This is a genomic window from Mycolicibacterium setense (genome assembly GCF_000805385.1).
GTDB lineage: Bacteria > Actinomycetota > Actinomycetes > Mycobacteriales > Mycobacteriaceae > Mycobacterium > Mycobacterium setense.
Window position 1 is genome coordinate 253,176 of sequence record NZ_JTJW01000008.1, and the last position, 24,242, is coordinate 277,417.

23 protein-coding genes are annotated in these 24,242 nt (G+C 68.2%); 15 read left to right on the forward strand and 8 right to left on the reverse strand.

Annotated features, from left to right (window positions below):
* The first annotated feature begins 17 nt into the window (after positions 1-17).
* The 3 genes from QQ25_RS19575 to QQ25_RS19585 are packed head-to-tail and all read left to right on the forward strand — an operon-like array spanning position 18 to position 2,355.
* Positions 18-551, forward strand: a complete 534-nt coding sequence (locus QQ25_RS19575) for a bifunctional adenosylcobinamide kinase/adenosylcobinamide-phosphate guanylyltransferase (RefSeq protein ID WP_039380517.1) — start codon at positions 18-20, stop codon at positions 549-551.
* The gene (gene cobT / locus QQ25_RS19580; protein WP_039380519.1) at positions 548-1,615 is read left to right on the forward strand and encodes a nicotinate-nucleotide--dimethylbenzimidazole phosphoribosyltransferase; all 1,068 of its coding nucleotides are present in this window, start codon (positions 548-550) and stop codon (positions 1,613-1,615) included. The genes QQ25_RS19575 and cobT overlap by 4 nt, the downstream gene beginning before the upstream one ends.
* Before the next feature lie 17 nt (positions 1,616-1,632).
* Positions 1,633-2,355: an adenosylcobinamide-GDP ribazoletransferase gene (locus tag QQ25_RS19585; protein ID WP_039380521.1), complete on the forward strand. Its 723-nt coding sequence runs from the start codon at positions 1,633-1,635 to the stop codon at positions 2,353-2,355.
* Here QQ25_RS19585 and QQ25_RS19590 read toward each other — a convergent pair.
* Together QQ25_RS19590 and gcvT are read right to left on the reverse strand one after the other, a co-directional pair.
* Complete coding sequence (locus QQ25_RS19590; RefSeq protein WP_039380522.1) at positions 2,352-3,458, reverse strand: branched-chain amino acid aminotransferase; 1,107 nt, start codon at positions 3,456-3,458, stop codon at positions 2,352-2,354. The two genes, QQ25_RS19585 and QQ25_RS19590, sit on opposite strands and share 4 nt — an antisense overlap.
* Before the next feature lie 53 nt (positions 3,459-3,511).
* A complete protein-coding gene (gene gcvT / locus QQ25_RS19595; protein ID WP_039380524.1) occupies positions 3,512-4,609 on the reverse strand; it encodes a glycine cleavage system aminomethyltransferase GcvT in 1,098 nt (365 codons plus the stop codon).
* 54 nt (positions 4,610-4,663) lie between these two features.
* Between gcvT and QQ25_RS19600 the strand changes: the two genes are divergently transcribed.
* From QQ25_RS19600 to QQ25_RS19610, 3 genes are read left to right on the forward strand one after another with little or no spacing between them, the layout of a single operon-like run.
* Positions 4,664-5,749: an adenylate/guanylate cyclase domain-containing protein gene (locus QQ25_RS19600; protein WP_039381092.1), complete on the forward strand. Its 1,086-nt coding sequence runs from the start codon at positions 4,664-4,666 to the stop codon at positions 5,747-5,749.
* A gap of 30 nt (positions 5,750-5,779) precedes the next feature.
* Positions 5,780-7,303: a leucyl aminopeptidase gene (locus QQ25_RS19605; protein ID WP_039380526.1), complete on the forward strand. Its 1,524-nt coding sequence runs from the start codon at positions 5,780-5,782 to the stop codon at positions 7,301-7,303.
* 52 nt (positions 7,304-7,355) lie between these two features.
* Complete coding sequence (locus QQ25_RS19610) at positions 7,356-8,288, forward strand: lytic transglycosylase domain-containing protein (RefSeq protein ID WP_039381093.1); 933 nt, start codon at positions 7,356-7,358, stop codon at positions 8,286-8,288.
* A 3-nt stretch (positions 8,289-8,291) separates the two neighbouring features.
* Here the strand turns inward: QQ25_RS19610 and QQ25_RS19615 are convergent, their stop codons facing one another.
* Together QQ25_RS19615 and QQ25_RS19620 are read right to left on the reverse strand one after the other, a co-directional pair.
* A complete protein-coding gene (locus QQ25_RS19615; RefSeq protein ID WP_039380527.1) occupies positions 8,292-10,028 on the reverse strand; it encodes an SDR family oxidoreductase in 1,737 nt (578 codons plus the stop codon).
* A 68-nt stretch (positions 10,029-10,096) separates the two neighbouring features.
* A complete protein-coding gene (locus QQ25_RS19620) occupies positions 10,097-10,450 on the reverse strand; it encodes a hypothetical protein (protein ID WP_039380529.1) in 354 nt (117 codons plus the stop codon).
* A 215-nt stretch (positions 10,451-10,665) separates the two neighbouring features.
* Between QQ25_RS19620 and sucB the strand changes: the two genes are divergently transcribed.
* The 5 genes from sucB (at position 10,666) to QQ25_RS19645 (ending at position 15,946) form a co-directional block, all read left to right on the forward strand.
* Entirely contained in the window at positions 10,666-12,429 is a 1,764-nt protein-coding gene (gene sucB, locus QQ25_RS19625) for a 2-oxoglutarate dehydrogenase, E2 component, dihydrolipoamide succinyltransferase (protein WP_039380531.1), read from the forward strand.
* A gap of 24 nt (positions 12,430-12,453) precedes the next feature.
* Positions 12,454-13,362, forward strand: coding sequence for a TIGR01777 family oxidoreductase (locus QQ25_RS19630; RefSeq protein WP_039380532.1), 909 nt, complete (start codon positions 12,454-12,456; stop codon positions 13,360-13,362).
* A gap of 125 nt (positions 13,363-13,487) precedes the next feature.
* Positions 13,488-14,186 carry a lipoyl(octanoyl) transferase LipB gene (gene lipB, locus QQ25_RS19635; RefSeq protein ID WP_039380534.1) on the forward strand — a complete coding sequence of 233 codons (699 nt, stop codon included), beginning with the start codon at positions 13,488-13,490 and terminating at the stop codon, positions 14,184-14,186.
* A 4-nt stretch (positions 14,187-14,190) separates the two neighbouring features.
* Positions 14,191-15,144 carry a lipoyl synthase gene (gene lipA, locus QQ25_RS19640; RefSeq protein WP_039380535.1) on the forward strand — a complete coding sequence of 318 codons (954 nt, stop codon included), beginning with the start codon at positions 14,191-14,193 and terminating at the stop codon, positions 15,142-15,144.
* 49 nt (positions 15,145-15,193) lie between these two features.
* On the forward strand, positions 15,194-15,946 hold the full coding sequence (locus tag QQ25_RS19645; protein ID WP_039321723.1) for a DUF4191 domain-containing protein: 753 nt from the start codon (positions 15,194-15,196) through the stop codon (positions 15,944-15,946).
* A 27-nt stretch (positions 15,947-15,973) separates the two neighbouring features.
* Here the strand turns inward: QQ25_RS19645 and QQ25_RS19650 are convergent, their stop codons facing one another.
* Entirely contained in the window at positions 15,974-16,459 is a 486-nt protein-coding gene (locus tag QQ25_RS19650) for an RDD family protein (protein WP_201774250.1), read from the reverse strand.
* Between the two features lie 155 nt (positions 16,460-16,614).
* On the opposite strand from QQ25_RS19650, the gene glnA reads away from it, so the two are divergent.
* From glnA to QQ25_RS19670, 4 genes are all read left to right on the forward strand, one after another.
* The gene (gene glnA, locus QQ25_RS19655; RefSeq protein ID WP_039321726.1) at positions 16,615-18,051 is read left to right on the forward strand and encodes a type I glutamate--ammonia ligase; all 1,437 of its coding nucleotides are present in this window, start codon (positions 16,615-16,617) and stop codon (positions 18,049-18,051) included.
* 223 nt (positions 18,052-18,274) lie between these two features.
* Complete coding sequence (locus tag QQ25_RS19660) at positions 18,275-18,601, forward strand: darcynin family protein (protein WP_039321729.1); 327 nt, start codon at positions 18,275-18,277, stop codon at positions 18,599-18,601.
* A 45-nt stretch (positions 18,602-18,646) separates the two neighbouring features.
* Positions 18,647-19,078, forward strand: coding sequence for a D-aminoacyl-tRNA deacylase (gene dtd, locus QQ25_RS19665; protein WP_039321731.1), 432 nt, complete (start codon positions 18,647-18,649; stop codon positions 19,076-19,078).
* A 32-nt stretch (positions 19,079-19,110) separates the two neighbouring features.
* Complete coding sequence (locus QQ25_RS19670) at positions 19,111-19,620, forward strand: DoxX family protein (RefSeq protein WP_039321732.1); 510 nt, start codon at positions 19,111-19,113, stop codon at positions 19,618-19,620.
* On the opposite strand, the gene QQ25_RS19675 is transcribed toward QQ25_RS19670, so the two are convergent.
* The 3 genes from QQ25_RS19675 to QQ25_RS19685 all read right to left on the reverse strand — a co-directional run bounded on the left by QQ25_RS19675 (position 19,617) and on the right by QQ25_RS19685 (position 24,231).
* Positions 19,617-20,477, reverse strand: a complete 861-nt coding sequence (locus QQ25_RS19675; protein WP_039380537.1) for a TIGR03619 family F420-dependent LLM class oxidoreductase — start codon at positions 20,475-20,477, stop codon at positions 19,617-19,619. The two genes, QQ25_RS19670 and QQ25_RS19675, sit on opposite strands and share 4 nt — an antisense overlap.
* Positions 20,474-21,103 (reverse strand): PaaI family thioesterase, encoded by a 630-nt coding sequence (locus tag QQ25_RS19680; RefSeq protein WP_039380538.1) that lies wholly within the window; start codon positions 21,101-21,103, stop codon positions 20,474-20,476. The genes QQ25_RS19675 and QQ25_RS19680 overlap by 4 nt, the downstream gene beginning before the upstream one ends.
* A 125-nt stretch (positions 21,104-21,228) precedes the next feature.
* Entirely contained in the window at positions 21,229-24,231 is a 3,003-nt protein-coding gene (locus tag QQ25_RS19685; RefSeq protein WP_101906064.1) for a bifunctional [glutamine synthetase] adenylyltransferase/[glutamine synthetase]-adenylyl-L-tyrosine phosphorylase, read from the reverse strand.
* Positions 24,232-24,242: the final 11 nt, after the last annotated feature.

Here is a 24,242-nt window from a genome sequence, read left to right on the forward strand (position 1 = left end):
TTCAGGCGGTCTGACGGGTGCGCACACTGGTGCTCGGCGGGATCCGCTCCGGCAAGTCCCGGTGGGCCGAGGAGGCCGTGACACGCGGTGCCGGGGACCGCGCGCCGGTGCGTTATCTGGCCACCGGCCCCGCCACCGACGGTGATCCGGCGTGGGCCGCTCGGGTCGGCGCCCACCAGGCCCGTCGCCCGGCGCACTGGCGCACTGTGGAGACGGCCGACCTGGCCACCGACCTGGGCGCTGACCCGGCCACCGCAACGCTCGTCGACGACATCGGTGGCTGGCTGACCGCGACCATGGACAGGCTCGACGCCTGGACCGGTGCCTCGGTGAGCCCTGCAGTCGACGCACTCGTGCGGGCGGTGGACGCGTTCACCGCTCCCCTGGTCCTGGTGAGCCCCGAGGTGGGGCTGACCGTGGTGCCCGCCACCGAGGCAGGACGCCGGTTCGCCGACAAGCTGGGCACGGTCAACCAGCGCCTGGCCGCGGTGTGCGATCACGTGGTGCTGGTGGTGGCGGGCCAACCGCTCACGGTGAAGGAGCCGTCATGACCGAATTCGATGCGGCCTTCCCGCCCGTCATCGCACCGGACGCGGACGTCGCGGCAGAGGCGCGGGCCCGTCAGTCCCGGCTCACCAAGCCGCCGGGCTCGCTGGGCCGGCTCGAGGAGCTCTCGATCTGGGCGGCCTCCTGCCAGGGCGTATGCCCGCCGCGGCCCCTCACCCGGGCCCGCGTGGTGGTCTTCGCCGCGGACCACGGGGTGACAGCCGCGGGGGTGTCGGCGTTCCCGTCCGCGGTGACCGGCCAGATGGTGGCCAATTTCGATGCCGGTGGCGCCGCGATCAACGTGCTGGCCGAGGTGGCCGGGGCCACCGTGCGGGTCGCCGATGTCGCCGTCGACTGCGACGAGCCGGCCTCCCCCTCGATCGGCGCCCACAAGGTGCGCCGCGGTTCGGGCAACATCGCGATCGAGGACGCCCTCAGTGCCGAGGAGGCGATGACCGCCGTCGCGGCGGGGCGCCAGATCGCCGACGACGAGGTCGACGCCGGTGCCGATCTGCTCATCGCCGGCGACATGGGGATCGGAAACACCACGGCGGCAACGACTTTGGTGGCAGCTCTGACCGGTGCCGAACCTGTCGCCGTGGTGGGCCGTGGCACCGGCATCGACGACCAGGGCTGGATGCGCAAGGCCGGCGCGGTGCGTGACGCGCTGTACCGGGCGCGCTCGGTGACCCGTCAGCCGCTGGGCCTGTTGCGCGTGTGCGGCGGCGCCGATCTGGCCGCCATGGCCGGATTCCTGGCGCAGGCAGCCGTGCGACGTACGCCGGTGCTGCTGGACGGCTTGGTCGTGACCGCCGCGGCCCTGGTGGCCGAGGAGTTCGCCCCTGGTGCGCGGGCCTGGTGGCAGGCCGGCCATCGTTCGACCGAGCCGGCCCACAGCCTGGCACTGTCGCATCTGGGACTGGAGCCGATCATCGATCTCGGCATGCGTCTGGGTGAGGGCACCGGTGCCGCGGTGGCATTGCCGATCGTGCGTGCCGCCATCGCCACCCTGGCCTCGATGGCCACCTTCGCTGAAGCCGCAGTGGCCGGACCGCCCGAATCGACATGACCTTCCCACGCGGTGGAATGTCCGCACTCGGCGGAGCCTTCGCGTTCGGCACGGTGCTGCCGATCCGTTGCTCGGCCCGGGTCGGCCGCGGCGCGCTGACGGCGCTGCCGGTGGTCGGCCTGGCGCTCGGCGCGCTAGCGGCCGCGGTGGTGGCCGGTGGCCAATGGGCGTTCGGCCCGGGCAGTGCACTACCCGGTCTGCTGGCGGTCGCCGCTCTCCTGCTGGCCACCCGCGGGCTGCACATCGACGGGTTCTGCGACACCGTCGACGGTCTGGGTTGTTACGGCCCTCCGGAGCGGGCACTGGCGGTGATGCGCGACGGCTCGGCCGGACCCTTCGGCGTCGCCGCTGTGATCGTCGTGATCGGTTGTCAGACAATCACATTCGCTCACCTCAACGCTGTGTCCATCGTCGTCGCGGTCGCCGTGGGCCGGGTCGCGGCGGTGGCGGCCTGCCGACGTTCGGTGCCTGCGGCGACGGGCAGCTCACTGGGTGGCGCCGTGGCGGGCACGCAGCCGGTCACCGTGGTGGTGGCCTGGGTGATCGCTGTCGCCGCACTGGCCGCATGGGCCAACCCCAGGATGTGGCAGGGACCCGTCGTCGTGCTGGTCGCGGTGGGCTGTTCGGTGCTGCTCGTGGCGCATTGCGTGCGCCGGTTCGGCGGCATCACCGGCGACGTGCTCGGTGCGGCTGTCGAGGTGACGACGACGTTGGCGGCGCTGGGTCTGGCAGTCGGCTAGTTCAGCCGGGCCATCCAGCCGTGCGTGTCGGCGAAGGTGCCCCGCTGGATCCCGGTCAGGGTGTCGCGCAGGGCCATGGTGATCTCGCCCGGTTGCCCGTCGGCGATGGTGAACTCGCCGTCTGCGTACTTCACATGTGACACCGGGGTGATCACCGCGGCCGTACCGCAGGCGAACACCTCGGTGATCTCGCCCGCAGCGGCTTTCTTCTGCCATTCCGCGACGTCGATCTTGCGCTCTTCGACCGCGAAGCCGGCGTCGGTGGCCAACTGCAGCAAGGAATCTCGCGTGATACCGGGCAATAGCGAGCCGGACAGCTCTGGGGTGACGAGCCGGGCCGAGCCGCCGCTGCCGAAGACGAAGAACAGGTTCATCCCGCCCATCTCTTCGACGTAGCGACGCTCGAGCGCGTCGAGCCAGACCACCTGATCGCAGCCGTTGTCGGCGGCCTGCGCCTGCGCGAGCAACGAGGCCGCGTAGTTGCCACCGAACTTGGCCGCACCGGTGCCCCCGGGCGAGGCCCGCACGTATTCGTGCGACAGCCACACGCTGACCGGCTTGATGCCGCCCCTGAAGTACGCGCCGGCCGGCGAACCGATCACCAGGTACCGGTACTCGTTGGCCGGGCGCACGCCGAGGCCCGGCTCGGTGGCGATCACGAACGGCCGCAGGTACAGCGACTCCTCACCGCCTGCCGCGGGGACCCACTTCTCATCGACCGCGATGAGCTGACGCAGCGACTCGATGAACGTGTCCTCGGGAAGTTCCGGGATGGCCAGCCGCCGCGACGAGGCCCGCAGCCGCGCCGCGTTGGCCTCCGGCCGGAACGACACGATCGAGCCGTCCGCCCAGCGGTAGGCCTTGAGCCCTTCGAACACTTCCTGCGCGTAGTGCAGGACGATGGCCGAGGGGTCGAGTTCGATGGGCCCGTACGGGATCACCTGCGGATCGTGCCAGCCCTGTCCGGCGGTGTAGTCGATGGCCACCATGTGGTCGGTGTGGTACTTGCCGAATCCCGGGTTGGCCAGGATGGATTCACGTACCGCATCGGTCGCCGGATTCGCGTTGGCTGAAACCGTGAACTCGATATGGCCGCTAGTCATGCAGCGATTGTATCGCCCGAGACCAACGTGTTTTCGGGGCCACGAACGGCTGCCTAGCGCGTCCTCGCGCGAACAAAGGGCGGAAGCACCACTTCACATTCGACGGCGCGGCCGCGCACGTCCACGCTCACCCGCTGCCCGTCGGCGATCTCGTGGGCGGTGTCGAGCAGTGCCAGCGCGATCCCCACTTTCAGTGACGGCGAGAAGGTTCCCGACGTCGTGGTACCGATGCGGGTGTCCCCGTCGAGCACCGCAAGATCGGCGCGCAGTACCCCACGACCGACGGCCTTGAGGCCGCGCAGCACCCGTGCCGGGCCGGCCTCTTTCTCGGCCAGCAGTGCCTCGCGTCCCCAGAAGGCGTCCTTCTTCCAACCGATCGCCCAGGCACAGCGCGCCTGCAGCGGCGAGATGTCGAGCGACAGTTCGTGGCCGTGCAGCGGATAGCCCATCTCGGTGCGCAGGGTGTCGCGGGCGCCGAGCCCCGCGGGTTCGCCGCCTGCCGCACGCACTGCCGCAACCAGAGCGTCGAACACCACGGCGGCGCGGTCCCAGGCCGGCAGCAGCTCATAGCCGTGCTCGCCGGTGTAGCCGGTGCGGCACACCCGCACGAACACACCGTCGTACTCGGCGTCCGCGTAACCCATGTAGTCCATGTCGGTGGGCAGCCCGAGCGCGTCGAGCACCTCGGCGGATTTCGGCCCCTGCACCGCCAGCACCGCATAGGAGCGGTGCTCGTCGGTGATGGTCAGCCCGTCGGGGGCGTGCTTCTGCAATTCGGCTACGACAGCCGCGGTATTCGCGGCGTTGGGCACCAGGAAGATCTCGTCGTCGGAGACGTAGTAGGCGATCAGATCGTCCACAACACCGCCTGACTCGGTGCAGCACAGGGTGTATTGCGCCTTGCCCGGCCCGATCCGGTTCAGGTCGTTGGTCAGTGCGGAGTTGACGTAGGCCGCCGCCCCAGGGCCTTTGACCAGCGCCTTTCCGAGGTGGCTCACGTCGAAGAGGCCCACGGTCTCACGCGTGGCGTTGTGTTCGGAGACGGTTCCGGCGTAGGACACCGGCATCAGCCATCCACCGAATTCGGCGAAACTGGCTCCCAGTTCGCGATGGCGGTCTTCCAGCGGTCCGTGCAGCAGGTCGTCAGTCACGGTTTCACCCTAATCTGCACTCCAGAACGGACCACCGGACCGCACACTGGTCTGGTGGTCGATTTCGATGCACTGGCCGCCGCCGGGATTCCCGATGCGCGGCGCCGCGCGCCGCTCATCGAATACCTCGACGGGCTGGGTTTCACCGCCGAGCAGATGGTCGAGGCGGAGTCCCGCGGTCGGTTGTTCGGGCTGGCCGGGGATGTCCTGCAGTGGTCGGGACCGCCGGAATACTGCCTGGCGGATGTGGCCGCCGAGATCGACCTACCACTGGAAGACGTTCAGCGGGCGTGGGCCGCGCTGGGGCTGACGGTGGCCGGTTGCGACGTGAAGACCCTCAGCCGGGCCGATGTGGAGACCTTGCGCACGTGGGCGGAGTTGCGGGTGCTGGTCGGCGATGCCGAGGCGACCGGTCTGCTGCGCGTGATCGGTTCGGGTATGGCTCGGTTGGCCGAAGCGTTGTTCACGATGAGCCGCGCCAGCACGCCCGACCTCCGTCTCGACCTCACCCATGACGAGCTCGCCACCGCCAAGGCATACCGGGCGGCCGCGGGGTTCATCCCGCGGATCGGATCGATGGTCGATGCCGTGCACCGTCACCACGTGATGAGTGCGCGCCGTTACTTCGAGCACGTGCTCCCAGAGGGTTCGTCGGATACGGTGTGCGGCATCGGTTTTGCCGATCTGTCGGGGTTCACCGCGCTCACCCAGGCGTTGACCACCACCGCGCTGTCAGCACTGCTCAACGAGTTCAGCGCCACCACCACCGAGATCGTGCACGCCGCAGGCTGTCGGGTGGTCAAGTTCATCGGGGACGCCATCATGTGGGTCGGCTCCGAACCTGCCGAGCTGGTACAGGTCGCCGTCGACCTGGTGACCCACCCCCGGGCGGCCGAGACCCACCTGCAGGTGCGGGCCGGACTCGACTTCGGCGAGCTGCTGGCCATCGGCGGCGACTACTTCGGCAATCCGGTGAACCGGGCGGCCCGCCTGGTCGCCGCCGCCGAACCCAGCCAGATCCTGGTTTCCGGGCCGCTGCGTGATCTCCTCGACGGACAGGCGTTCGCGGCGCCCCGTGCCCTGACGCTGAAAGGTTTCGCCGCACCGGTCACGGCCTATCCCCTGCGTCTGCAGCGGTGAGCGCACGACGGCCTGACTAGGGTGGGCGGGGTGAGCTCCGCAAATCCCGGTTACCAGGTTCCCAACGTCACCGTCAGTGCGTCGCTGCCCAAAAGCAAGAGCGACGCCGTCCTGATCGTCCCTGTGGTCAGCGGGCAGGATGACGACGCAACGGCCACCGTCGCCGGCAACCCGTTCCTCGATGCCGAGGCGGTCGGCGAGATCGAGGTCGCGCTCGCCGCACTCGGCGCGAAGGGCGGCACCGACCAGGTCACCAGGGTGCCCACGCCCTCACTACCGGTCGCCAGCGTGCTGGCCGTCGGCCTCGGCAAGCCGCGCGATGAGTGGCCGGCCGACGTGATCCGCCGGGCTGCCGGCACCGCAGCCCGGTCGCTGAACGGCACCGCGACGGTCATCACTTCACTTTCTGGGTTGTCCGAATCCGCTCTGGAAGCCGCCGTCGAGGGCCTGATCCTGGGCGCCTACCGTTTCAGCGACTTCCGCAGTGCGAAGACCGCGCCCAAAGATGCCGGCCTGACCGCGATCACCGCGTTGGCGGCCGACCCCAAGACCTCGGAAGCACAGGCACAGCGCGCGGTGGACATCGCCTCGGCGGTCGCGATCGCTCGAGACTTTGTCAACACCCCGCCCAGCCACCTGTTTCCCGACGAATTCGCCAAGCGCGCAAAGGCTTTGGGCGAGGCCGCCGGTCTTGAGGTCGAGGTGCTCGACGACAAGGCGCTGGCCAAGGCGGGTTACGGCGGCATCGTGGGGGTCGGCAAGGGGTCCTCGCGCCCGCCGCGTCTGGTGCGCCTGACCCACCGGGGCGGGAAGAAGGCCAAGCGCGTCGCGCTGGTCGGCAAGGGCATCACGTTCGACACGGGTGGCATCTCGATCAAACCGGCCGCCAACATGCACCACATGACCTCGGACATGGGTGGCGCCGCGGCGGTCATCGCGACCGTGGTGCTGGCCGCGAGGCAGAATCTGCCGATCGAGGTCGTCGCGACCGTACCGATGGCCGAGAACATGCCGTCGGCCACAGCGCAGCGCCCGGGCGACGTGCTCACCCAATACGGCGGTATCACCGTGGAGGTGCTCAACACCGACGCCGAGGGCCGGCTGATCCTGGCCGACGCGATCGTGCGGGCGTGCGAGGACGAGCCGGACTATCTGATCGAGACCTCTACGTTGACCGGTGCGCAGACCGTCGCACTCGGTGCGCGCACTCCGGGCGTGATGGGCAGCGACGAGTTCCGCGACCGGGTCGCCACGCTGTCGCAGGCGGTGGGCGAAAACGGTTGGGCCATGCCGCTTCCCGAAGAATTGAAAGACGACCTCAAGTCAACTGTCGCCGACCTCGCGAACGTCAGCGGGTCGCGGTTGGCCGGGATGCTCGTGGCCGGGACATACCTGCGCGAGTTCGTCGCCGACGGGGTCCAGTGGACGCACATCGACATCGCCGCACCGGCCTACAACACCGGCAGCCCATGGGGTTACACACCCAAGGGCGGCACGGGAGTGCCGGTGCGGACGATGTTCGCGGTGCTTGAGGATATAGCCGTGAACGGCTGATTGAGACTGAGCGTGAACGGCTAGAAGAATGATCCCGGCCAACGTGAACGAGATGGCGAGATTTCTGCGCGATCTCGCAATCTTGTTCACGTTGGGCGCGGTCCTCGCCGGCTGTTCGGGATCACCGAACCCGCCCGCTCCGGCTCCCGCGAGCACGACCTCGGCGACGCAGCCGAGTGCCGCCACCCCCGCGAACCCCGCCACCCCGGCCGGCGTACAGCCGCGCCTGGCCCCGGACCCGGGCCGGCTCGCGGCGGATCTGGTGGCCGACGAGCGGGCCCTGCGCAATCCGTCGACACCGGACGTTGCGCTCACCCAGGCCGCCCGCCGCCAGCAGGTGGCCTACCGCGCCATCGGCCGTCACCCCGAATGGGACGCGATCATCCGGCCCCGGATCCCGGCCGACCTGCTGGCGTTCTACGACCACAACGTCGACGCGCGGCGGCAGCTCGCCACGCTGGCCGAAGCGCGGGACACGCTGCCCGCGTGGCGCATCGAACCGCCGCCGCCTGCGGACCTGCTGCTCGATTCCTACCGCGAGACGGAGGCTGCCTCCGGCGTGGGCTGGAATTACCTGGCCGCGATCAACCTGATCGAAACCCGTTTCGGCAGTGTCCGCGGGACCAGCCTGGCCGGGGCGCAGGGCCCGATGCAGTTCATGCCGTCCACGTTCGCGGCCTACGGTGCGGGCGGTGACATCAACGCGCCCCGCGACAGCATCCTGGCGGCCGGTCGCTACCTGGCCGCCAACGGTTTTGCCGATGATCCCGACCATGCGCTGTTCCGGTACAACAACGCCGACGAGTACGTGCGTGCGGTCCACGCCTACGCCGCGGCGCTCGCAGCCGATCCGGCGGCGTTCGGCGCGTTCTACCGCTGGGACGTCTACTACGTGTCCACCGCAGGCGACGTCCTGCTGCCGATCGGATATGCGGCGGAATCACCCGTGCCGGTAGGCGAATACCTCGCCACCCACCCGCAGTAGCGGCTAGAGCGACCCGGACCGTGCGGCCCGCCGCAACGCGGACGGCATCAGCCGCGAAATCCCGTATGCCGCATAGGCCTCGGGAGTCACCGGGCGGACGGTCTTGTCCTTGCGGACGGCGGTGACGATGGCCTTGGCGACCTTTTCGGGTCCGTACCGTCGCGCGGTGAAGGCCCTCTTGGTCTTCGCCCGCATCTGCTCGACCTGGGCCTGCTTGTCGGCGGGCAGATCGAAGCGGGTGGTGTCGATGATGTTGGTGTCGATGACGCCTGGACAGATCGTGGTCAAACCGACTCCCGCCGACTTCAATTCGGCGCGCAGGCAGTCGGAGAACATGAACACCGCGGCCTTGCTGGTGGAGTAGGCGTTCATCGATGCCGACGGTGAATAGGCAGCCATCGAGGCCACGTTGACGATGTGGCCGCCGGTTCCCCGTTCGACCAGGCGTTGCGCAAATGACCTGCAGCAGTTCACGACTCCGCCGAAGTTGACGTCGAGCACCCGGTCGTACTGGTCGGCTGGAGTGTCGAGGAACTTGCCGCCGTGGCCGATTCCGGCGTTGTTGACCACAACGTCGGGCACCCCGTGGGTGTTGCAAACCTGCTCGACGAAACTCTCCACCGCCTCAGCATCCGAAACGTCCAGACCGTAGGCGTGTGCCACGCCGCCGCGTGCGGCGATCTCGTTGGCGGTCGATTTGGCCGCGCCCTCGTCGATGTCGCTCACCACGACCTCGGCACCCCGAGCAGCGAAGGCCATTGCGGTGGCGCGGCCGATGCCGCTGCCCGCGCCGGTCACCGAAACCAGTGTGTCGCTGAAGGATTCGCGTGACCTGCCGACTTGCGCGCGTCGCAGCGCGCGAGACGCCGGGGCCCCCTCGATGTGATCGACCAACTCCGCCGTCGCGTTGGCGATGGCCCGCCAGTGAGAGAACGGCGCCCAGTGCCCGGCCTTGAGATCACGGCGCCACAACAGCGGTACCCAGGTGGACTCGTCGTCGTAGCCGTGCCCGCGCACCACGGGATCATGGTCGTTGCAGATCAGCTGCACCGGAACCGTCACGTAGTGATCGCTGCGCAGCGTCGTGAACGAGCGAAACGCGTTGGCGCGGTAAATCTTCAGCGAGTTCGCCGCGTCGGCGTCGAGCGTCTCGGACTGGAACTTGGGACCCGGGGTGTCGATGGCCTGCAGTCGGCGTGCGAGCCCACGACGCATCAGCGCCGGTGCGACCACCGGGATCGAGAACGGGATCCAGTAGCTGAACCGCGACGCCAGGTTGACCGCCTTGGCGAAGCGGATGGGCCGGTACGGGCGAGCCAGCCGGCTGCGTACGAACGTCCCGTAGTGGTCGGTGCTGGGCCCCGACACCGAGGTGAAGGATGCGATGCGGTCGGCGGCTTCCGGGCGGGTCAGGTACTCCCACACCCCGACCGAGCCCCAGTCGTGAGCCAGCACGTGTACAGGTTGGCCGGGGCTGACGGCGTCGATCACCGCGGACAGGTCGTCGGCGAAGCGGTCCATCCGGTAGGCCCTGACGGGTTTGGGAACGTCTGAGGCGCCGGCACCGCGGTTGTCATACCGCACGATGTGGAACCGGTCGCCCAACTCGCCCGTCACGCCGTTCCACAGCACGTGCGAGTCCGGCCATCCGTGCACCATCACCACGGTGGGGCGCTGCCGATCCCCTTGTTCGTAAACCGCGATGCGGGTTCCATCCGAGCTGACGACGAAGCGCTGCATAGTCCACCCCTCCACGAGGTACCTGTGACGACCAGTATCCAATACCGGAGGTATCGGTTGTCCTGACTCTAACGGTCGTCGAGCTCGCGGCGCACGGCGCGCTCCCGTTCGATGCGCCGCCGCGCGTCGTAGTCGCGCATGCGTTGCGGATAGCCGACCTTCTGTACGTCGTACACCGGGATCTGCAACCGGTCGCTGAGCCGGCGCGCCCCCGCCTCTCCACCGGCGCGACGCCGCGTCCATTCCCCATCGGCGGCAACCAGCACCACGGTCACGTCCGTGACCGTGGTGCGTGGTTCCACGAAAGCCTCGACGCCGGCGTGCTCGGCCACCCAGCGCTGCAAATACCGCAGATCCTCGGCCGCGTCGCCGCCGGATCCGCGTGCCGGGCGACCCCGGCGAAACGAATCGAACAACCCCAACGGAAGGTCTCCTCAGCTCTGGGGAAGTTCAGCGAACTGCCCTGCAACCCCTCACTCGATAGTGCCAGAGCGCGGGGCAACCCTGAGTTCGTGCGAATGGTGCTGCAGTGACAGGATGGTTCCGACAATCCATCTAGGTGCCGCACCCGGTGCACCTAGCTGTGGTAAGCCAGAGTTCGAGTCGTCACAAGTGACCGTCCGAGGAGTCAATACACATGGCCATCTCCGTCCAGATGCCCGCGCTAGGTGAGAGTGTCACCGAGGGGACCGTCACCCGCTGGCTTAAACAGGAGGGCGACACCGTCGAACTCGACGAGCCGCTGCTGGAGGTGTCCACGGACAAGGTCGACACCGAGATCCCGTCGCCCGCCGCGGGCGTGCTGACGAAGATCGTCGCCCAGGAGGACGACACCGTCGAGATCGGCGGCGAGCTCGCTGTCATCGGCGACGCCTCCGAGGCATCCTCTGCGCCGTCCGCCCCGGAGCCGGAACCCGAACCCGAACCCGAGGCCACCACACCGTCGGCCGCTCCGGCGGAGACCGCGGCACCAGAGCCGGAAGCCCCGGCACAGCCGGCGCCGAGCCCGGCCCCCGCCGCGTCCGGTTCGGCCACCACCGTCGTGATGCCCGAGTTGGGCGAGTCGGTCACCGAGGGCACCGTGACCCGTTGGCTCAAGAAGGTCGGTGACTCCGTCGGCGTCGACGAGCCGCTGGTGGAGGTCTCCACCGACAAGGTCGACACCGAAATCCCGTCCCCGGTGGCCGGCACCTTGCTGGAGATCACCGCGGAGGAGGACGACACCGTCGCCGTCGGTGGTGAGCTCGCCAAGATCGGCGACGCCTCCGCCGCACCTGCGGCTCCTCCCGCCGCGCCGGCACCCGAGCCGACGCCGGAACCCAAGCCGGAGCCGAAGGCCGAGCCGAAGCCTGAACCCAAGTCCGAGCCCAAGCCCGAGCCGGCACCCGCCGCGGCGCCGGAACCGGCCGCCGCATCCCCCGCACCCGCACCCGCACCCGCACCCGCGGCCGGAGACGGCTCCCCCTACGTCACGCCACTGGTGCGAAAGCTGGCGTCGGAGAACGGTGTCGACCTCGCATCGGTGAAGGGCACCGGCGTCGGCGGTCGTATCCGCAAGCAGGACGTCCTCGCCGCCGCCGAGGCCAAGAAGGCCCCACCGGCACCGGCTCCCGCAGCACCGGCAGCCCCCGCGGCCGCCCCTGCTGCCTCGGCCGCACCGGCCCCGGCGCTGGCCCACCTGCGCGGAACCACGCAGAAGGCCAACCGAATTCGCCAGATCACCGCGAAGAAGACGCGGGAATCGTTGCAGGCGACCGCGCAGCTGACCCAGACCCACGAAGTCGACATGACCAAGATCGTGGCGTTGCGGGCCAGGGCCAAGGCCGACTTCGCCGAGCGCGAGGGCGTCAACCTCACCTATCTGCCGTTCATCGCGCGCGCCGTCATCGATGCGCTGAAGATCCACCCCAACATCAACGCCAGCTACAACGAGGACACCAAGGAGATCACCTACTACGACGCCGAACACCTCGGCTTCGCGGTCGACACCGATCAGGGTCTGCTCTCTCCCGTGATCCACAACGCCGGCGACCTGTCGCTGGGCGGATTGGCACGTGCCATCTCCGACATCGCGGCACGTGCCCGGTCGGGCAACCTCAAGCCCGACGAGTTGTCCGGCGGAACGTTCACCATCACCAACATCGGCAGCCAGGGCGCGCTGTTCGACACGCCGATCCTGGTGCCGCCGCAGGCGGCAATGCTGGGCACCGGGGCCATCGTCAAGCGGCCGCGGGTGATCTCCGACGCCTACGGCAACGAGTCGATCGGTGTGCGCTCGGTGTGCTACCTGCCGCTGACCTACGATCACCGCCTCATCGACGGCGCCGACGCCGGCCGATTCGTGACCACCATCAAGCGCAGGCTCGAAGAAGGTGCGTTCGAGGCCGACCTCGGGCTCTAAGGCCGTAAGGAGGGGCTCCCCACTGTGGCGGATGCCGTCATCGCGATAGCGGGATCATCCGGTCTGATCGGTTCGGCGTTGGTGTCAACGCTGCGCGCCGCCGATCGCCGGGTGCTCCGGATCGTACGCAGGGCACCATCGAACCGCGATGAGCTGTTCTGGAACCCCGACACCGGGGAGTTCGACGCGGGCGCGTTGCAGGGCGTGGACGCGGTGGTGAACCTGTGCGGAGTCGGCGTCGCCGAGAAGCGTTGGTCCGGCGCGTTCAAACAGAGTTTGCGCGACAGTCGGATCGGGCCCACGGAGGTGCTCGCCGGTGCGGTGGGCGACGCCGGGGTGCCCGTGCTGATCAATGCGAGCGCGGTCGGCTACTACGGCGACACCCGGGACCGCGTGACCGACGAGTCCGCACCCGAGGGGCGGGGTTTTCTGGCCACGCTGTGCGCCGATTGGGAGGCGGCCACCGCGCCGGCCGTAGCGGCCGGGTCACGGGTGGTGCTGCTGCGCACCGGGCTGGTGATGGCCCCGTCCGGCGGCATGGTGAACCGGCTCAAGCCGTTGTTCTCGCTCGGCCTGGGCGCCCGGTTGGGCAACGGCAGGCAGTACATCCCGTGGATCAGCCTTGAGGACGAGGTCCGCGCGGTGCTGTTCGCGATGTCGAATGAAAGCCTTTCTGGCCCAGTCAATCTCACCGGGCCCGCCCCGGTGACCAACGCCGAGTTCACCGCGGCGCTGGGCCGCGCCCTGAACCGGCCCACCCCAGTGATGGTTCCGGGTTTCGCGCTGCGCACGCTGCTCGGCGAGATCGCCGACGAAGGGCTGCTCGTGGGCCAGCGCGCCATTCCCGCCGCGCTGGAACGCGCCGGCTTCACCTTCCACCACCAGACCGTCGGCGAGGCGCTGGCCTACGCCACCGCACCCAAAGACCTGTGACCGGGCGCATGCGCGGCCGGGTGGGGTCCCCGCGCAAGCTGGGTGGGGTCCCCGCGCAAGCTGGGTGGGGTCCCCGCGCAAGCTGGGTGGGGTCCCCGCGCAAGCTGGGGCGTACCGTCGACGCTGTGACATCCATCCGCGCAGCCACCGCGCCCGTGGAGGTGCGACACCTCGGCATCATCGATTACGAAGCCGCCTGGGAGCTGCAACGCGAGATCGCCGAAGCCAGGGTGGCCGGCGGGCCCGACACCTTGCTGCTGCTTCAGCACCCCGCGGTCTACACCGCGGGCAAGCGCACCGAGGCACACGAACGCCCGGCCGACGGCACCCCGGTAGTCGACACGGACCGCGGCGGCAAGATCACCTGGCACGGCCCCGGACAGCTGGTGGGCTACCCCATCATCGGGCTGGCCGAGCCGCTGGACGTGGTGAATTTCGTTCGGCGCCTGGAACAAGCACTCATCAGCGTCTGCGCGGAGGTGGGGCTGCCGACCGATCGGGTCGAAGGCCGCTCGGGCGTGTGGGTGCCGGGCGCGGCGAGCCGCGAATCCGGTACCGATGGGCTGCGACCGGCCCGCAAGGTCGGCGCGATCGGCATCCGGGTGTCGCGGGCGACCACGCTGCACGGGTTCTCGCTGAACTGCGACTGCGACCTGTCGGCGTTCTCATCGATCGTGCCGTGCGGGATCTCCGATGCCGGGGTGACCTCGCTGACCGCCGAACTCGGCCACCGGGTCACAGTCGAGGACGTCACCGACCGGGTCGCCGCCGCGATGTCCGACGCGCTGGACGGACGGCTGGAAGTAGCTCTGAACGTAGGATGAATCTGTGACTGTCGTGCCGGAAGGACGCAAGCTTCTTCGCCTGGAGGTCCGCAACGCGCAGACCCCGATCGAACGCAAGCCGCCGTGGATCAAGACCCGGGCCAAGATGGGTCCGGAGTACACCGAGCTCAAGGGCCTGGTGCGCCGCGAAGGCCTGCACACGGTGTGCGAGGAGGCCGGTTGCCCCAACATCTTCGAATGCTGGGAAGACCGGGAAGCCACCTTCCTGATCGGCGGCGAGCAGTGCACCCGGCGGTGTGACTTCTGCCAGATCGACACCGGCAAGCCGGCCGAGCTGGACCGTGACGAACCGCGCCGGGTCGCCGAGAGCGTTCAGGCGATGGGCCTGCGCTACTCGACGGTGACCGGGGTGGCCCGCGATGACCTGCCCGACGGCGGGGCGTGGCTGTATGCCGAGACCGTCCGTTACATCAAGCGGCTCAACCCGAACACCGGCGTGGAGCTGTTGGCCCCGGACTTCAACGGCAACCCGGACCAGTTGGCCGAGGTGTTCGAATCACGCCCAGAAGTGTTCGCGCACAACGTCGAAACGGTGCCACGCATCTTCAAGCGGATTCGTCCGGCGTTCCGCTACGACCGCAGCCTCGCGGTGATCACCGCCGCCCGCGACTTCGGTCTGGTCACCAAGTCGAACCTGATCCTCGGCATGGGCGAGACCATCGACGAGGTACACACCACACTGCGCGACCTGCATGACGCGGGCTGCGACATCGTCACCATCACCCAGTACCTGCGGCCGTCGCCGCGCCACCACCCGGTGGAACGCTGGGTGCACCCCGACGAGTTCGTCGAGCTGTCGAGCTATGCCGAGGGGCTGGGATTCGCCGGCGTGCTGGCCGGACCTCTGGTGCGCTCGTCCTACCGCGCGGGCAGGCTCTATGCGCAGGCCGCGCGGGCTCGGTTCGACAGCAGTCCCGTCGGCGGCTCGGCCGACTGAAGCCCGACCGGCGGCTCAGCCGCTTACCAGCCGCCCGTATCCTGAAGCAATGGCGAAAACCCGCGATGCCGCGCAGTCGAAGGCGGCAAAGGCCGAGGCGAAGGCTGCCCGCAAGGCGGCCTCCAAGCAGCGGCGTAGTCAGTTGTGGCAGGCATTCCAGATCCAGCGCAAAGAGGACAAGCGCCTGCTGCCGTACATGATCGGCGCGTTCGTGCTGATCGTGGCGGCCGCTGTGGTCGGTGGTCTGCTCATCGGCGGGTTCACCATGTACACGCTCATTCCGCTCGGCGTGGTGTTGGGCGCGCTGGTCGCCTTCATCATCTTCGGCCGGCGGGCCCAGAAGTCGGTCTACAAGAAGGCCGAAGGGCAGACCGGTGCTGCGGCTTGGGCGCTGGACAACCTTCGTGGCAAGTGGCGCGTCACACCCGGGGTCGCGGCGACCGGTCATTTCGACGCGGTGCACCGGGTGATCGGCCGGCCCGGCGTGATCTTCGTCGGTGAGGGCGCGGCCAACCGGGTGAAGCCACTGCTGGCGCAGGAGAAGAAGCGCACGGCACGTCTGGTCGGAGATGTCCCGATCTACGACATCGTGGTCGGTACCGGCGAGGGTGAAGTGCCGTTGTCCAAGCTGGAGCGGCACCTGAACAAGCTGCCGGCGAACATCACTGTCAAGCAGATGGATTCGATCGAGTCCAAGCTGGTCGCGCTGGGCACCAAGGCCGGCCCGGCCGCGATGCCCAAGGGCCCGATGCCCGCCGGCGCCAAGATGCGCGGCGTGCAGCGCACCGTTCGCCGCAAGTGAGCCGTCGCGCGTAACGCGCGCGGGTTCTTACCGACGCACGACGGCGGTGAACGTCAGCCGGTCGTGCAGGCCGCGCAGATCGGTGTCGGAAACCAGCGGCGGGATCACCAGTGCGATCAGCACCACCCGCAGAAACGCCCGCACGATGCCGATCCGGTCGCGCCCGTCGGCCGGCACCACGACCAGCCCCACCGCGAGTTGCCCGGGTGTGAACGAGAACAGCCGCACGGCGACGGTGCCCAGCACCATCCAGATCACCAGCACGGCCGTCGACAGCAACGGCAGTGTTACCAGCCCCAGGGCCATCGCCAGCCCGGCCAGCCCGTAGGCCACCAGCCAATCGATACACAGCGCACCGAGTCGCCGGCCCATCCGGGCCAGTGAGCCGGGCCCGGATTCGGGGAGGCCGAGGCGCTCACCGGGGTATTTCCCCTGGCCGTCCTGCCCATCTTCGCCATCACCGGCGTCGAAAGGTCCGGGTCCGGACAGCCAAGTTCCCATCGTGCGCGCCATAGGGCCAGAATAGGCGGGGCCGGTGAAGTGACGGCCGGTAGCTCACGTCACAAAGAACGGTCATCGCGTAACTTGCACGCAACATATGGTTGACGACTGCGCAACATCGTGTCCTTAGCGTCAACCCGCGGGTTACCAGTAAAGGAGAACACTCAGTGGCAGAAAAGACGTCCGACGACATCTTCAAGCTGATCAAGGACGAGAACGTCGAGTACGTCGACATTCGCTTCTGCGATCTGCCCGGCGTCGTCCAGCACTTCTCGATCCCGGCGTCGGCGTTCGACCAGAGCGTCTTCGAGGACGGCCTCGCGTTCGACGGCTCGTCGGTGCGCGGCTTCCAGTCGATCCACGAATCCGACATGATGCTGCTGCCGGACCCCGACACCGCGCGCATCGACCCGTTCCGCGCCGCCAAGACGCTGAACTTGAACTTCTTCGTGCACGACCCGTTCACTCGTGAGGCCTACTCCCGCGACCCGCGCAACGTGGCCCGCAAGGCGGAGAACTACCTGACCAGCACCGGTATCGCCGATACCTGTTTCTTCGGTGCCGAGGCCGAGTTCTACATCTTCGACTCGGTGACCTTCGACTCGCGGATCAACGGCACGTCCTACGAGGTCGACTCCGAGTCGGGCTGGTGGAACACCGGCGAGCCGTTCGAGGCCGACGGCAGCCCGAACCTGGGATACAAGGTCCGCCCCAAGGGTGGCTACTTCCCCGTCGCGCCGTACGACCACTACGTCGACCTGCGCGACGAGATGGCCACCAACCTGCAGAACGCCGGCTTCACCCTTGAGCGCGGCCACCACGAGGTCGGCACCGCCGGCCAGGCCGAGATCAACTACAAGTTCAACACCCTGCTGTCGGCCGCCGATGATGTGCTGCTGTTCAAATACATCATCAAGAACACTGCCTGGCAGAACGGCAAGACCGTCACCTTCATGCCCAAGCCGCTGTTCGGTGACAACGGGTCGGGCATGCACGCCCACCAGTCGCTGTGGAAGGACGGCAAGCCGCTGTTCCACGACGAGTCCGGTTACGCCGGCCTGTCCGACCTCGCGCGCCACTACATCGGCGGCATCCTGCACCACGCCCCGTCGCTGCTGGCGTTCACCAACCCGACGGTGAACTCCTACAAGCGTCTGGTGCCGGGCTACGAGGCCCCGATCAACCTGGTGTACAGCCAGCGCAACCGCTCGGCCTGTGTCCGTATCCCGATCACCGGCAACAACCCGAAGGCCAAGCGCCTCGAGTTCCGCTGCCCGGACAGCTCGGGCAACCCGTACCTGGCGTTCGCGGCCATGCTGATGGCCGGCATCGACGGCATCAAGAAGAAGATCGAGCCGCTGGCCCCGGTCGACAAGGACCTCTACGAGCTGCCGCCGGACGAGGCCGCCAACATCCCCCAGGCGCCCACCTCGCTGGCCGCGGTGATCGACCGCCTCGAAGAGGACCACGAGTACCTCACCGAGGGTGGCGTGTTCACCGAGGATCTGATCGAGACCTGGATCTCCTACAAGCGGGAGAACGAGATCATGCCGATCCAGATCCGGCCTCACCCGTACGAGTTCTCGCTCTACTACGACGTTTAGTCGGCACCGCCGACGCGACGTTTAGTCGGCACCGCCGACGCGACGTTTACGTCGGCACGGATTGTGGCCCCCGGCTCTTGCCGGGGGCCACTTTCTTAGTGTTAACCTAACTCACGCGGGCGCAACCGCTCGCGGTGCTGACAACCTCACAGGTCAACGGAGAGATTCGTTGGCCTTTTCGTTTCTCTCCAATCGGATTCGCAAATGAGAGAACGAGGTTCAAATGTTCACGGTTTTCATGTTGGTCAAGACCAATCCGGAATGGCTCGGATTCCCGGTGGCCAAACGCTTCGACGAGTTGGCCAGGCATCTGCAGCCGATACTTGATCGCCACCCCGCAGTGGATTTCCGTTGGTACGACACGGAGTTCTACACCGCCAGGGTCACTGACCTCCTGTTGTGGGAGACCGCCGACCCGCACGAATATGAGCTTGCGGTCGAGGAACTGCGCGAAACACCACTATGGGACCGGTATTTCACCATCGTCGAGATCCTCCCGGGAGTGGCGAACGCCTACGCGGACAACTACGGCAGATCCGCCCTCCGGTAGTCACCCGACCGGCCGCCCGCGCGGCACCGGTCGCACAATGGACCGATGCGTGTTCTGGTGCAGCGGGTGACATCTGCGCGGGTGACGGTCGGCGGCGAAGTCGTCGGCGCGATCGAGCCCAATCCCCAGGGGCTGCTCGCCTTGGTCGGGGTGACCCACGACGACGACGCCGACAAGGCCCGGCGGATGGCTGAAAAGCTCTGGCAGTTGAGGATTCTCGACGGCGAGAAATCCGCGTCCGATACTGCCGCCCCCATCCTGGTGATCAGTCAGTTCACGTTGTATGCCAATACCGACAAGGGCAGGCGGCCGTCGTGGAATGCGGCCGCCCCCGGTCCGGTCGCCGAACCGCTGGTGGCCGAATTCGCCGACGCACTGAAAGAGTTGGGCGCGGTCGTGCAAACGGGAGTTTTCGGTGCGCATATGCACGTGGAACTAGTCAATGACGGACCGGTAACGGTGCTGCTCGAGCTGTGAGATTGCTGGGAAATTCGGCGTATCGTCGGCCCATGACGACCAACTTCGACACTCGGCTGGCGAGCTACTCCTCGCCTGTGTTGAGCATTTTTCGCATCATTTTCGGCGTGTTGTTTGCGCTGCACGGCAGCATGAAACTGTTCGGCTGGCCACTGGGCGCATCAATCCCGGTGGGTACCTGGCCCGGCTGGTGGGCAGGCTTGATCGAATTCGTCACCGGTGTGCTCATCGCGCTCGGATTGTTCACGCGCATCGCGGCATTCATCGCCTCGGGTCATATGGCCGTGGCATATTTCTGGATGCACTGGCCACCGCTGGAGGGTCCATCGGGGAGCTTCTGGCCCTTCGACCAGCAGATGGGCGGCAACGGCGGCGAGCTGGCCATCCTGTACTGCTTCGCGTTCCTGCTCCTGGCCACCACCGGCGCGGGAACGCTGTCGGTGGACGGCCGCCGTCGCGCCGGAATCACCCGGACGACCGCGGTCAGGACGAGTGGACCGGCCGACCGCGGCGGCCTGCTCAGCCGTTGGCGCCGCCGTTAGCCGTCCAGCGCGAGGTCTTCGCGGAACCGCTTCAGTCCGTCGATCTTCTGCGCCAGGGTGGCCTCGGGGCCGCTGTAGAACATCCAGGGCATCGTGATGATGCCCTGGATGCCGCCTGCCTCGGCACGCGCGTAGTGCTCGGGGGTGAAGGCGTCGGCGAGCGGTGTGATGACGGTGAAATCATCCATCGTCAAACCTTTTTCGGCGCGCAGCTCGCGTAACCTGCCGACCCGCTGCAGGGCGGCCTCGGTGGAGATCAGATCCCCGATCCAGCCGTCGTGCCGCGCCGCGCGGCGCAGCGCGACGTCGGAAAGTCCCCCGACGTAGATCGGGATCGGTGGCGGCGTTGGCTCCATCTCGAGGCGCGGGGTGGAGTAGAACTCCCCGTCGAACTCGGTCCAGCCGGGTTCCCACAGCTTCTTCATCAATTCCAGCATTTCGTCGGTACGCTTGCCGCGTCGCGCGAACTGCTGTCCCAGCAACTCGAACTCGTCCTCGCACCAACCCACCCCGACGCCGAGTTCGAGCCGTCCTTCAGCCAGATAAGCCGCGGTGCCAATGGCTTTCGCGGCCGAGTACGGGTCGCGCATCGCGGGCAGGTACACCGTGGTGACGAACTTCAGCCGGGTGGTGACCAGCGCGAGCGCCCCGATCATCACCCACGGGTCCGGCCAGTCGGTGAACGCCTCCCACCGCCGCTTGCCGTCCTTGGTGTACGGATACGGCGTGCGCAGTGTCTCAAGGTTCACCACATGATCCGGGATGCCCATGCCGTCATAGCCGAGATCGTCTGCGGCCCTGGCCACTTCGACGGCCTCCCGGGTATCCATGAAGGCCATGCTCACGTAGAACTTCATCCGGCATCCCGAGCCCATGCCGGCGTGATGAAGATGCCCTCGGCTTCGACGGTGATCCCGTCGGCGTCGCTGATATGGCCCCGCGCAAAGGTTTTCACACCTTCGGTCCGGTCGATGTAGGCCTCGGCGCGCAACGGCCCCAGCGGCGTGCCGCGGCGATAACGGCAGGTGATGGTCCCGGTGTAGCGCGGCTCGTTCAGTCCGCCACTGGCCACTTCACCGAGAATATGGTCGAGCACCAACGCGCAGATTCCGCCGTGCACCCAGCCCAGCGGGCCTTCATAGGCCGCGCCCAAGACGAATTCACTCCAGCAGCCACCGTCGTCGGAGTGTTCGATCACCAGCGGCGGAGCCAGTGCGTTGCGCAGTCCGACGACCGGGTTGGCCCACACCACCGGGCGGTTGGTCTCGGCGTGCAGCATGGCCTGGGGCCCGTCGCGCTGCTCGCGGCGCAGCGAGGCGGTGATGGCCTCGACCGCTGCGGTGGCCTCGGAGATGGTCTGTGGGTCCACCTCGGTGCGCACGCCGGCGTCCACGAGTTCGCGCATCGCCCGCGCGAACGGCTCGTAGAGGGCTTCGAGCCGATCGTGCTCGGCCGCGCTGATGACGTCGAACGTGTGCTGCATCCGGACTCCCAGTGAATTGGTTATACGCCCTTATTAACACCACCTACTGCGACGTCCCGCACGCGGGGGCCACTATTCACCGCGCAATCCGCCTGGCTACTCCCCGCTCCAGCACCTGCGGCGGCTCAGCCGCCGAAAATCTTCCGGACCACGCCCTTGGCCCGCCGGGTCACCCTCAGGTAGTTGTCGAGAAACTCCCCGCCGTCGTCGCTGCCCCAGCCGGCCGCCAGAGCGACCGCATTGAGCTGACGGCCCGGGCCTGGCAACTGATCGGTCGGCTTGCCGCGCACCAGCACCAGGGCGTTGCGTGCCCGTGTGGCCGTCAACCAGGCATCGCGCAACAGCTCGACGTCGCTCTCCGGCACCAGCTCTGCCGCGCCGATCGCATCGAGGGTCTGCAATGTCGAGGTGTTGTGCAGCGCAGGCACATCGTGTGCGTAGCGCAGTTGCAGCAGCTGCACGGTCCACTCGATGTCGGCGAGCCCGCCGCGACCCAGTTTGGTGTGCGTGTTGGGATCCGCGCCGCGCGGTAGACGTTCGGCGTCCACCCGGGCCTTGATGCGGCGGATCTCCTGGACGGCCTCCGCCGATACCCCGCCGGAGGGGTAACGGGTCTTGTCGGCCATGAGCAGAAAGCGTTCGCCGAGTTCCCGATCGCCGGCCACCCGGTGGGCCCGCAGCAGCGCCTGGATCTCCCACGGCTGGGCCCATTGTTCGTAGTAGGCCCCGTACGAGGCCAGGGTGCGCACCAGCGGGCCGTTGCGCCCTTCCGGCCGCAGTCCGGTGTCGACCTCCAGCGGCGGATCCGCGCTCGGTGTACCCAGCAGCGCCCGGACCTGCTCGGCGACGCTCACCGACCAGCGCACCGCCACCGATTCCTCCACCCCGGCGGCCGGTTCGCACACGAACATCACGTCGGCGTCAGAGCCGTAGCCCAGCTCGCCGCCACCGAGACGGCCCATGCCGATGACCGCGATGCGGGCGGGCACACCGGATTCGGGGGTGTTGGCCCGGATCACCGCATTCAGCGCGGCCTGCAGCACCGCGGCCCACACCGAGGTCAGTGCCTTGCAAACGTCGATCACATCGAGCAGCCCCAGCACGTCGGCCGACGCGATGCGGGCCAGTTCCCGACGGCGCAGCGTGCGTGCGGCGGCGATTCCGCGCACCGGGTCCGGGTGCCGGCCGGCGGAGGCCACCAGGGACCGCGCCACACTGTCTGGATCGCCGTCGAGCAGTTTCGGCCCGCTGGGGCCGTCGGCATACAGCTGGATCACCTCGGGGGCCCGCATCAGCAGTTCCGGGATGTAGGCGGAGGTGCCGAGCACGCGCATCAGTCGCTTGGCCACCGCCCCCTCGTCACGCAGGGTCGACAGATACCAACGCTGCTCGGCGAGCTCCTCGCTGATCCGCCGGTAGGCCAGCAGGCCGGTGTCCGGGTCGGGCGTGTCCGACAGCCAGTCCAGCAGGGTCGGCAACAGCACCTGTTGCACCCTCGCGCGGCGTCCGCCCTGGCCGGTCAGTGCGGCCAGGTGGGTCAGTGCGCTCTGCGGGCCCTCGTAACCCAGTGCGGCAAGCTGACGTTCAGCGGCCTCGGTGCTCATCCCGGCGCCGATACCCACGGCCGGCTGGCCCACCGATTCCAGCAGCGGCTGGTAGAAGAGCTTGGCGTGCAATCGTGACACCCGCATGCTCTGCCGTTTGAGTTCCTCACGCAGCACACCCTGGGCGTCGTTGCGGCCGTCGGGGCGGACGTGCGCGGCCCGCGCCAACCAACGGTAGGCCTCGTCGTCGCTGTCGTCGGGCAGCATGTGGGTCCGCTTGAGCCGCTGCAGCTGCAGCCGGTGCTCGAGCAGCCGTAGGAACTCGTAGGAGGCGGTCATGTTGGCGGTGTCGTCACGCCCGATGTATCCGCCCTCACCGAGCGCCGTCAACGCGTCGACCGTCGATGCCACGTGCAGCAGGTCGTCATTGCGTCCGTGCACCAATTGCAAGAGCTGGACCGCGAATTCGACGTCGCGCAAGCCTCCGGTGCCCAGTTTGAGTTCGCGGGCCCGCACTCCGGCCGGGACGAGTTCCTCGACGCGCCGACGCATGGCCTGTACTTCGGATACGAAATCCTCGCGCTCGCAGGCTGTCCAGACCATGGGCATCAGGGCGTCGATGTAAGCCTTACCGAGTTCAGGATCGCCCGCGGCGGGGCGCGCCTTGAGCAGCGCTTGGAACTCCCAGGTTTTCGCCCACCGCTGGTAATAGGCGATGTGCGATTCGAGTGTCCGGACCAGTTGGCCGCGTTTGCCTTCCGGCCGCAGCGCGGCGTCGACCTCGAAGAAGGCCTCGCCGGCGAACTGCATCATCTCGCCCGCGACTCGGGTGGCGGTGGCCAGGTTGTCGTCACCGTCGCCGTCGAGGACGGGCTCCCCGACGAAGATGACGTCGACGTCGCTGACGTAATTGAGCTCGCGCGCACCGCATTTGCCCATGGCGATGACCGCAAGCCGAGGTTCGATGCCGTCCTCGCACACGACGCGGGTGGCGACTGTCAGTGCTGCACCCAACGCGGCGTCGGCCAGGTCGGACAGGTGCGCGGCCACCTCGACGAAAGGCAGAACCGGCTCGTTCTCGACGGTGGAGGCCACATCGAGTGCGCCGAGGACCAACAGCCGGTCCCGGTAGAGGTCCCGCAGCGCGGGCACGGCACTGCTTGTGCCCCTGTCGATCTCGGCGTCGCGGGCGGCAGCGGTGAAGACACTGTGCAGCTCCCCGACATCCGGGAGTACGACGCTGCCGGCGAGCAACCGCCACGACTGCGGGTGGGCGATGAGGTGGTCGCCGAGGGCCAGGGAGGATCCGAGGATGCCGAACAGCCGGCCACGCAGGGCCCGGTCGGTCAGCAGTTGGCGGTTGAGCTCGTCCGCATCCGGCCCGAGGGCGTCGGCCAGCCGCACCATGGCCAGCAGCGCGATGTCGGCGTCGGGTGCCCGCGACAGCGACCACAGCAGTTCGACATGCGCGTCGGTGTTCCAGCCGAGCTGTTCCAAATGGGCCGGCGCCTGGGGATGCACCAGACCGAGCCGACCGACGCTGGGCAGTTTCGGGCGATCGGTTACAGGCTTTGGCACGTTCACGACGGTAGCGC